The 7,985-nt window shown below is 38.5% G+C and carries 6 protein-coding genes; 3 read left to right on the plus strand and 3 right to left on the minus strand.

Features of this window, described 5'->3' with window-relative positions; genetic code table 11:
* Positions 1–153: 153 nt before the first annotated feature.
* Positions 154–816, plus strand: coding sequence for a phosphoribosyltransferase (locus tag ACUVXA_RS12925; RefSeq protein WP_445871686.1), 663 nt, complete (start codon positions 154–156; stop codon positions 814–816).
* A 65-nt stretch (positions 817–881) separates the two neighbouring features.
* On the opposite strand, the gene ACUVXA_RS12930 is transcribed toward ACUVXA_RS12925, so the two are convergent.
* The 3 genes from ACUVXA_RS12930 to ACUVXA_RS12940 all read right to left on the minus strand — a co-directional run bounded on the left by ACUVXA_RS12930 (position 882) and on the right by ACUVXA_RS12940 (position 5,736).
* Positions 882–1,790 carry a dihydrodipicolinate synthase family protein gene (locus tag ACUVXA_RS12930; RefSeq protein ID WP_445871687.1) on the minus strand — a complete coding sequence of 303 codons (909 nt, stop codon included), beginning with the start codon at positions 1,788–1,790 and terminating at the stop codon, positions 882–884.
* A gap of 131 nt (positions 1,791–1,921) precedes the next feature.
* Positions 1,922–2,926: a hypothetical protein gene (locus ACUVXA_RS12935; protein ID WP_445871688.1), complete on the minus strand. Its 1,005-nt coding sequence runs from the start codon at positions 2,924–2,926 to the stop codon at positions 1,922–1,924.
* A gap of 134 nt (positions 2,927–3,060) precedes the next feature.
* Entirely contained in the window at positions 3,061–5,736 is a 2,676-nt protein-coding gene (locus tag ACUVXA_RS12940) for a DNA-directed DNA polymerase I (RefSeq protein ID WP_445871689.1), read from the minus strand.
* A gap of 207 nt (positions 5,737–5,943) precedes the next feature.
* Between ACUVXA_RS12940 and ACUVXA_RS12945 the strand changes: the two genes are divergently transcribed.
* The gene (locus ACUVXA_RS12945) at positions 5,944–6,366 is read left to right on the plus strand and encodes a PPC domain-containing DNA-binding protein (protein WP_445871690.1); all 423 of its coding nucleotides are present in this window, start codon (positions 5,944–5,946) and stop codon (positions 6,364–6,366) included.
* A gap of 195 nt (positions 6,367–6,561) precedes the next feature.
* Positions 6,562–7,809 (plus strand): hypothetical protein, encoded by a 1,248-nt coding sequence (locus tag ACUVXA_RS12950; protein ID WP_445871691.1) that lies wholly within the window; start codon positions 6,562–6,564, stop codon positions 7,807–7,809.
* Positions 7,810–7,985: the final 176 nt, after the last annotated feature.

Genomic DNA, 7,985 nt, shown 5'->3' on the forward strand with positions numbered 1-7,985 from the left:
CCAAATAAACAAAAACACATACACCCCAAGCAAAAACACCCAAATTACATTGTGCAAAACAATGTTCAATTTTAGAAGGAATGATTAAATAGCTTTATATTATTTCGATAATTATTTTAGGGATTTTCCAATTCAGTTTTTACAGGGTTCTATATGGTGTACTCAATTTTTAAAGATCGGGAACACGCAGGTAAAGAGCTTGGTAAGCTATTGTCGGAAAAGTACAGGAATAAAGGGGTAATAGTTCTTGCCATTCCTCGTGGAGGAGTTCCAGTAGGCGTATATACAGCATTGGAGCTTAAAGCGGAGTTGGATATGATTATCACGCGCAAGATTAAGATTCCCTGGAATCCCGAAGCAGGATTTGGCGCCGTGACAATTGATGGTACTATTGTGTTAAACCCACCATTAGTGGAACGTCTAGGTTTGAAAAGAGATGAAATCGAGGAACTAGCAAAAAAAGTAATTGAAGAGATGAAGCGAAGAACAAAAGAATTCCGGGGGGATAGTCCACCTCCAAAAATACAGGGGCGAACCGTTATTGTTGTTGATGATGGGCTCGCTTCGGGCTACACCATGGTTGCTGCTGTAAAATCTATACGAAAGGAGAATCCGGGCAAGATTGTAGTTGCTGTTCCTGTTTCTCCTCGAAGATCTTTAAGTTTGGTGGAAAAATTTGTAGACGAATTAGTGTGCATCATTATTAGTGACGCTTACATGTTTGCAGTTGCTGATTACTATGAAAACTGGTATGATTTGACGGATGAGGATGTAAAAAGATACATGGCCGAATACCAAGAGAAAAAGAATTGGTAGATTAATAATAGACAGGAAAGATTACTAAGAATATGGGCTTTAAGCCCCTTAGCTTTCATTTTTGATTATTGTTTGTGGAGAAGACCCAGTTTTTCCATTACGGCTCTTAACTTTTCAAGCTGTTCTGCGTTTAGTTCAGGTAGCGGACTTCTAACTGTTGTATTTATTTTTCTTCCATTAAGTTTCATAGCATTTTTTAGTATCGAGGGCCCGCACTGTATAGAGGCTACGATCATTACCTCTATGAGCCTTGTAGCTTCCTGCATTTTAGTTTTAGCCTTTTCCAGATTTCCTGATTTGTACAGGTTATAAACCTCGCAGAGGGGTTTGGGATCTATGTTAGAGGTTCCAAATATTGCTCCTTTTGCTCCTGCTTCTAAGGATGCTTGTAATGTTATTTCCGACCCGGGCATAACAGCGAAATCTTTAGGAACCAGTTCTAATACTCTTATGGTATGATTAGCATCTAGGACCGTGTCTTTTAAGCCTACAATTTTATTTATCTTTGCCAATTTGCCGATAGTTTCCGGGCTTATATCAAAGTTGGTTATCATAGGGAAATTGTAAATTAGGATTGGTAGATTTATCTCTTCTGACAGTTGCTTATAATAATTGTAAATCATTTCGTCCGTGAGCGGAAAATAGGGGACAAGAATGGACATCACAGCGTCGGCACCAATATTCTCTGCTTCTTTGGAAAGTTTTATGGAACCTCTGGTGCTGAAATGGCTTGTTCCCGCAATAACCGGAACTCTGCCAGCTACTTTATCCACTACGATTTTAACAGTTTTATTTCTCTCATCCTCATTCAAGTAGGCGAACTCCCCTACACTGCCAAGACAGAAAATTCCGTCAACACCACTTTTCACCAAAAAATCTACCTGTGCACCTATAGCCTTTTCATCTAATTGTTGTTCTGCGTCAAAAAGCGTTACCATGGCAGGAATGATACCCTCTATTTTAATTGGATTCAACCTCCAGATTTATTTATGGTTGCTGTACTATTGAGGTTGAATTTGATTTATTAATTTATTTAAGAAAAAGAATAAAGTGATAAAGAACAGTAGATTGTAGGGGGATTAACTTCAGTGAATAAGAGGGGAGTTTATACCATACTTAGGTGTGCTTCTCTCCATATTCTGTATTTTGGTGGAAAGTCCAAATCTGTCAACACGTGGCTGGCTTTAAATCTAGTAGCTATACCATTGATTGTTTCGAAGTCATTTTCATCACTCAAATTCCAATATTTGAAAGAAACTTTTCTTCTACGAGCAGTTATGTTGTCAACGAATCTCATTCTCTCAATCATATCTTTGTATTCCGTTGAGCCAGCAGCAGGTAAAATTGGAGACCACGGACTAACATTAAATAGTAGGTGACTTGATATACCAGATAACGCCTCTAAGTCTTGACCAAAGTGTCTGAACGCCCCCTTCTCGTAGCCTACCTCAGGATCAATGTCAACGCCTATTAGAAATTCTACTCCTTCCTTCTGCTTAACCACATCATAAATTCCGGATACGGCATTGTACATTTTTTCAGCTCTCCAATCTAACCATTTGGAGAAAAGCTGATCATTATCCCGTAAGCCATCCCAAGTGAACGCCTCATCTATACTGGCAACCTCTGAGAATTCCTTTTTACACTTGTCACAAAAGCAAAACTCCTGCCTCACAAAAGTGTTCCCTAAAAGTATAACACCAGCTATAGGATATTCAATCACCTCTTCGGTAACGCTACGGAGATAAGCCCAGAATGCTTCTCGAGCAGGACAAACAAAGTTTTCATCAGCGATACCATTGGCGTTATAGGTTTTATACGCAGGATCCACACCATAGTAGGAATCGATAAACGTGTAAATAACCGCATAAAGCCGGATATCAGCCGCATCCGTAATTTTGGCAACCGTAGAGAAAAAGTCACCATACTCTTCATGAATAGGCGCCACATTACTTCCGTACAGAGCAAATCCAGAGTCGTGCTTAGCCACCGCAGCTATCTGTTTCATATAACCCCCGTAGTCCGCAAGAAACGAGTCGGCGGACTGCTCCATATTATCAGGGTTCATTATGGGAATAACATTCCGAATAAGTAAATTACGAACTTCCATAGTTAAGCCTCATAAAATTTTTTACAATTAAGTATAATAAGCGCACAAATTTGATAAATAATTTGCGTTAAACAAAATGTTTAGCAGAATAAATAACAGAATTCTCTCCTATTAATCTTAACTAAAAAGAAGCGTCAAACCCACAAATCCAGCTTGGTTAAGCCTATAATCTTATCAAAATCAATGCCCAAGGCATCTAATACTTGCTCAAAAGTGGATTTGAGATATTCCTTATACTTTTCTGTATCAATTTCTTCTTTATTGGCTAGTTCAACTGGTCGCACCCCATCCTTACCCCTAACCTTTACGAAGGAGATTCTATCCCCGGGTTTCAGCTCTTTTCCATTCTTGCTTAGCATTCTGGCAGCCTTAACATGTTGAGGTGTGGTTTTTACGTAGCTTTTTAGGGGTTTGGATATTTGAACATGGAAAGCAAAGTCTTCTAGGCTGAATTCCTTGTTTTTTATTTTGTTGTAGCAGGTCTTTGCGATTTCTTGGATTTCTGTTTTGGCTCTATCGAAGTCCTCCGCAGATTCAACCCTGCTTAAAGTGTCCACCATTTTAAGAAAAGCTTGCTGGGCGAATTGTGGTGTGTTTCTCTTTTTTCCAGTAAGACCCTTGATATCTACTGTTCCGTCCTTGAAAACACCTAAATAATTCTTTTTCCTTTCTGAGAGGGCAAGATATCTATACTGCTTATCGAGTTCAAGGTCTATTCCCAGCTCTTTTTTACTCCAGTTTGTCAGTTCTGAGATGATTTTTTCCGGGGGGTTTTTTATGAAGACGCTGTCGGTGTCCCCGTAGATTATATTCATCCCCAAGGTTTTTGCTTTAGTGATTGCTTTCTGAATAGCGTATCTTCCAATGGCTGCAGTGCTCTCGGCTACTGGTAGGCAGAAGAAGGGGAAGTGTTCGGCTCCAAAAACTCCGTAGCTAGCGTTTAAATATACTTTTAATGCTCTTTCAACTATAGAGTTCCACGCTCGTTCTTTGACTTTTAAAGAGGGGTCTTTGGATCTTGGTTTGAACCATTTTACGCGGATATCTCTTAGGAAGCCGATTATTATGGAGGTTATTCCTTTTCGCTTTTTGCACACCCAGTGATTTGTTTCGGGGACAATATTGTCTTTACATTCTGGGTGTGGACATCTTACGGTTTCATAGCTTAGGTTGTATTCCTTTATGATGCTGGGGTATAGGGAGGCGAAGTCTAGTACGGCTACGTTGAAATGGACGCCCGCTTCTGGTTCAACCACAATTGCTCCTCTGAATTTTTTATCCTTTATGATTGCTTTGGTTTCGCCGATGCCTTTCATTTTATTTATGTCTTCTGAAAGGGGTATGAGGTAGTTTCTTATTCGGTGTTCGTAGTAGAAGAGGTTCTTTATCCAGGAGGAAACCCCTTGCCTTGTTAAATCTTCCATTGATAGGCGGGATATGCGCATGAGTAGAATTATTAGTTTCATTACTAGGTTATCATCGAACTGGGTTAGATTCAGCGTAACGTAGGAGTCCCACCAACAGTAATAGGCTAGATCTAGTAGGGATAATTCGTGGATAGATTTGTCCAGTTTGGCTTTTCCGACGTTTAGGATTGCTTTAGAAATGGCGTCTAGTGTTTCCTCTTTGTAGCGGTCTGAAAAGGCGTATACCTGAATGGATCGATTATGGAAAAAGCGGTACAAATCTATATGAATTGAGGTGGACATGTAGGCGAATTCATTGGTTAAAACTATGGGTATTTCCTCTTTTTTCATGCCGAGTCTTGTAGCTCGATTGTAGAGGTATCTTAGATCAAAATTATCTCCGTTAAAAGTGAGTATGATAGGATAGTTACTCATGGCCTTGAAAACTGTGGTTAACATTTTAGCCTCGTCTTCAAAGTACTCTATTTTGACATCTTCAGGAAAGCCTTTTGGCCAGTCACCAGTTTCCACATGTTCTCTCTTTAGAACAAAAACGGTGCTCTCACCTTCATTTGAAATTACAGACACGCTTATTACTTTGTTTTCCGCTGTTTGTGAATCAGGTATTCTGTCCCTGATAGGGGAGTAGACCTCTATGTCAACGGCAGCTCTTCTAATATCAGGCGCTGGTGTCAGAAATAATGGTAGAAATTCGTTGAGCACGTCTTCGAATTCAGAGTTTTCTCCTAAAATTGTTTCCATTTCTTTTTTAATCGAACTGGATATTTCGAATGGAGTTGGAACAATGTTTCCTTTTTCTATTCGGTAAAAGAGTCCGGGGATTAGATCTTTATCGAAGATGAAGTTGTTATGATATCTTATTCTTGCCTCCCATGCTTTGGGCAGAATTTCTCTTATGGAATTACTCTTACCGCCTATTGAGAGTGGATCATTTGCCACAATTTTTGTCATTTTTTTGAGTTTATCTGATAAGAGGTCATATTTTTCTACTTGTTCGAAGCCTAAAAAGCCCTCATGATTTATCAGTTTTTTTTCGGATTTTAATTTCTCCTCGTTAAGATCGGTATAGCAATAGGGGTGATGGTTGGTGTTGTCGTACCAACAGAAGATTCTCTTATTTTTGGGATCGTATAAACGTGCGAAGGCGAGATTATTTTTTCCATCATACTCTACTGATAACACTAGTCCGGGTTCATGATTTTCGGGACAGAAGTAAGGTAGTCCCCCAAACTCTACCTCTATTTCTTCCTCTTCATCGTTCTCTTCTTCTTCCTCTGTTTCTTCGAACCCTTCTTCTTTCTTTTCGAGTTTCATCGAGGTTTCTTTTTTTTCTGGGGCAGGTTCGTGTTGAATGTATTTGAATAGACCTACCCTTTCATTCATTTTTTCTCCCAGCTTCTCTTATTTAATGTATTTATTTTTTATAGTTATTTTACTTTGGAAGGCACTGTTAAAATAGAACTCTAAATCTAGATAATTGAAGGTGAAAAACATAAATAAGTCTAACCTTAAGGTAAAGAAATCATTCAACTAAAAAATGAAAATCCAAAAAACAATGATGTTTTACACTTATTTAATGAGGTGAAGTATATGAGAACCGTTGAGGCTAATTTTAAAAGGATTATTGTTGCCAAACTGGAAAAGGGAGATGACGTATTGGAGTCTCTAGTAGCATTGGCTAAAAAATATGAAGTGGTTTCCGGTTTTTTTAATGCTATTGGAGCTTTATCCGAGGCAAATATTGGCTTCTTTGAGAAGGGTGAATATAAATCTATTAAATTAGAATCAGATTTAGAAGTAATTTCTTGTATTGGGAACATTTCTCATAGAGAAGGAGAAGTAGTGGTTCATACTCATATTGTCGTGGGAGATGATGAAGGAAAGGCTTTTGGCGGCCATGTTTTAAATGGTTGTATTGTGTCGGTTACTCTTGAAATATTTTTAATGGAAATCGATCATAGGATTAAAAGAACTAGAGATGAAGCTACAGGGCTCTTTCTACTAGATTTTTAATTAAAGTGTCGAAATATATAAGCATACTAAAATCATATAATAATAGCAAGTAGTTAAGTAAAAAATAATCTGCGCTGATAGCGATGATCTAAAATGAAAAAAAGGTTAAAAAGTTTGTTTCTAAAGATATGTTAATAGCAAAAAAATTGAGCAAGAAATATTTTCTAATCAATTGGTTAATTGGAGGTTTTGCCATTGACCGAAATTAAGTGGCGTGCTCTATTTGATGAGTCGCAAAAGGAAAGAGGACGCATAACGACGAGTTATGCCGCTCTTAAAGGAGTTTTAGAGACTGAGGGTATTCAGTGTATTAGATTTGTTGACTTTCCTATTACACTTGATAAATTGAAGGATTTTGATGTAGTAGTTTTTCCTTGTCCTGATCAGTCTAAGCTGCAACCTGGTGAAATCCGAGCGGTGGTAGATTTTGTTTCTAGAGGAGGTGGAGCAGTTTTACTAAGCCATGCGGGTGGTGATCGTGGACTGAGGACCAATCTTAACGAGTTAGCCGAGAATTTTGGAATATCTTTTCAAAATAATCAGATAATTGATGAAAGACAAAATCTAGGATTGGAAAACCTCCCTAAAATCACGAAATTTAAGGAACATCCCGTATCTGAGGGAATAACAGAATTATGCTATTCCGCGGGCTGCAGCATAAAAATCGTGGGAGAAGCAGAAGCATTAGCAATAACTAGCAGAACGGCAGAACCGCCTGACGCTAATGTTTTAGCAGTTTCTAATTACGGAAATGGAAAGGTTGTTGCATTAGGCTCCTATGAAATTTTTAGAGATCGGATAATGGGTGGACTTAATACCTCTCAAAACATGGATTTAGCAAAAAATATTTTTAGATGGATTGTTACGCCTTCAAAGTCTAAAGTAACTCCCACTGTCTCAAGCACTGAAAAAGTCGATGAGTTAGTAACTGAACCAAGTATTTCTCCAGAGAGTGCAGCAGGTGATGAGAGAGTTAAACCAATTCTTACCACAAGACCCATGGAAGAATCATCAAGAGCGGCACAACCTATAGCTGCCGCTTATACACCTCAAATCGACAGGTTAATGAATGAGGTCGTTACTCTGAGAAGGAGATTCGACGTTTTTATCGATGAATTTAGAGCGTTTGCGGCGAGAGTGCTTAGCCAAGGAGGGATTTCTACACCTTCGGGTACTATTCAAACAGTTACCCGTTCAGTATCGGCTTCCACACCTTTGATTACTGATGTTGCAACGCGCGAAGAGTTAGACAGCCTAGAGTCAAGAATGAGGTCACTTCAAGGTCAGTTAGACTACATTACAAAAAGATACCAAGCTGGAGCTTTAAAGAAAGCAGAATACGCTGCACAGAGAGCAAAAATTCGTTCAGAAATGAGAACTATTCAACAACATATAAATTCACTAACAGGAAGAACGGAGGAAATCCCATTATCAGAAGACTAAAAGTTCTGGAAGTAAAGGCTGAAAGTATTTTAATCTTTTACGATTAAATAGTATGGGGTGTAAAAACTAGTTTATAATTGTTCGGTCACTAATTAATGTTTTTACAGGAATCTTTGGCGGAAAAGCCCCAGACTTCAGTCTCGGGGATGAACCGTCAAAAAATTTATTTGAAATAG

It is taken from the genome of Candidatus Jordarchaeum sp., from assembly GCF_052745115.1.

Coding starts and splice junctions, on each gene's coding strand:
- ACUVXA_RS12925 (WP_445871686.1), top strand. CDS start 154: ATGGTGTACTCAATTTTTAAAGATCGGGAACACGCAGGTAAAGAGCTT.
- ACUVXA_RS12935 (WP_445871688.1), bottom strand. CDS start 2,926: ATGGAAGTTCGTAATTTACTTATTCGGAATGTTATTCCCATAATGAAC.
- ACUVXA_RS12940 (WP_445871689.1), bottom strand. CDS start 5,736: ATGAATGAAAGGGTAGGTCTATTCAAATACATTCAACACGAACCTGCC.
- ACUVXA_RS12945 (WP_445871690.1), top strand. CDS start 5,944: ATGAGAACCGTTGAGGCTAATTTTAAAAGGATTATTGTTGCCAAACTG.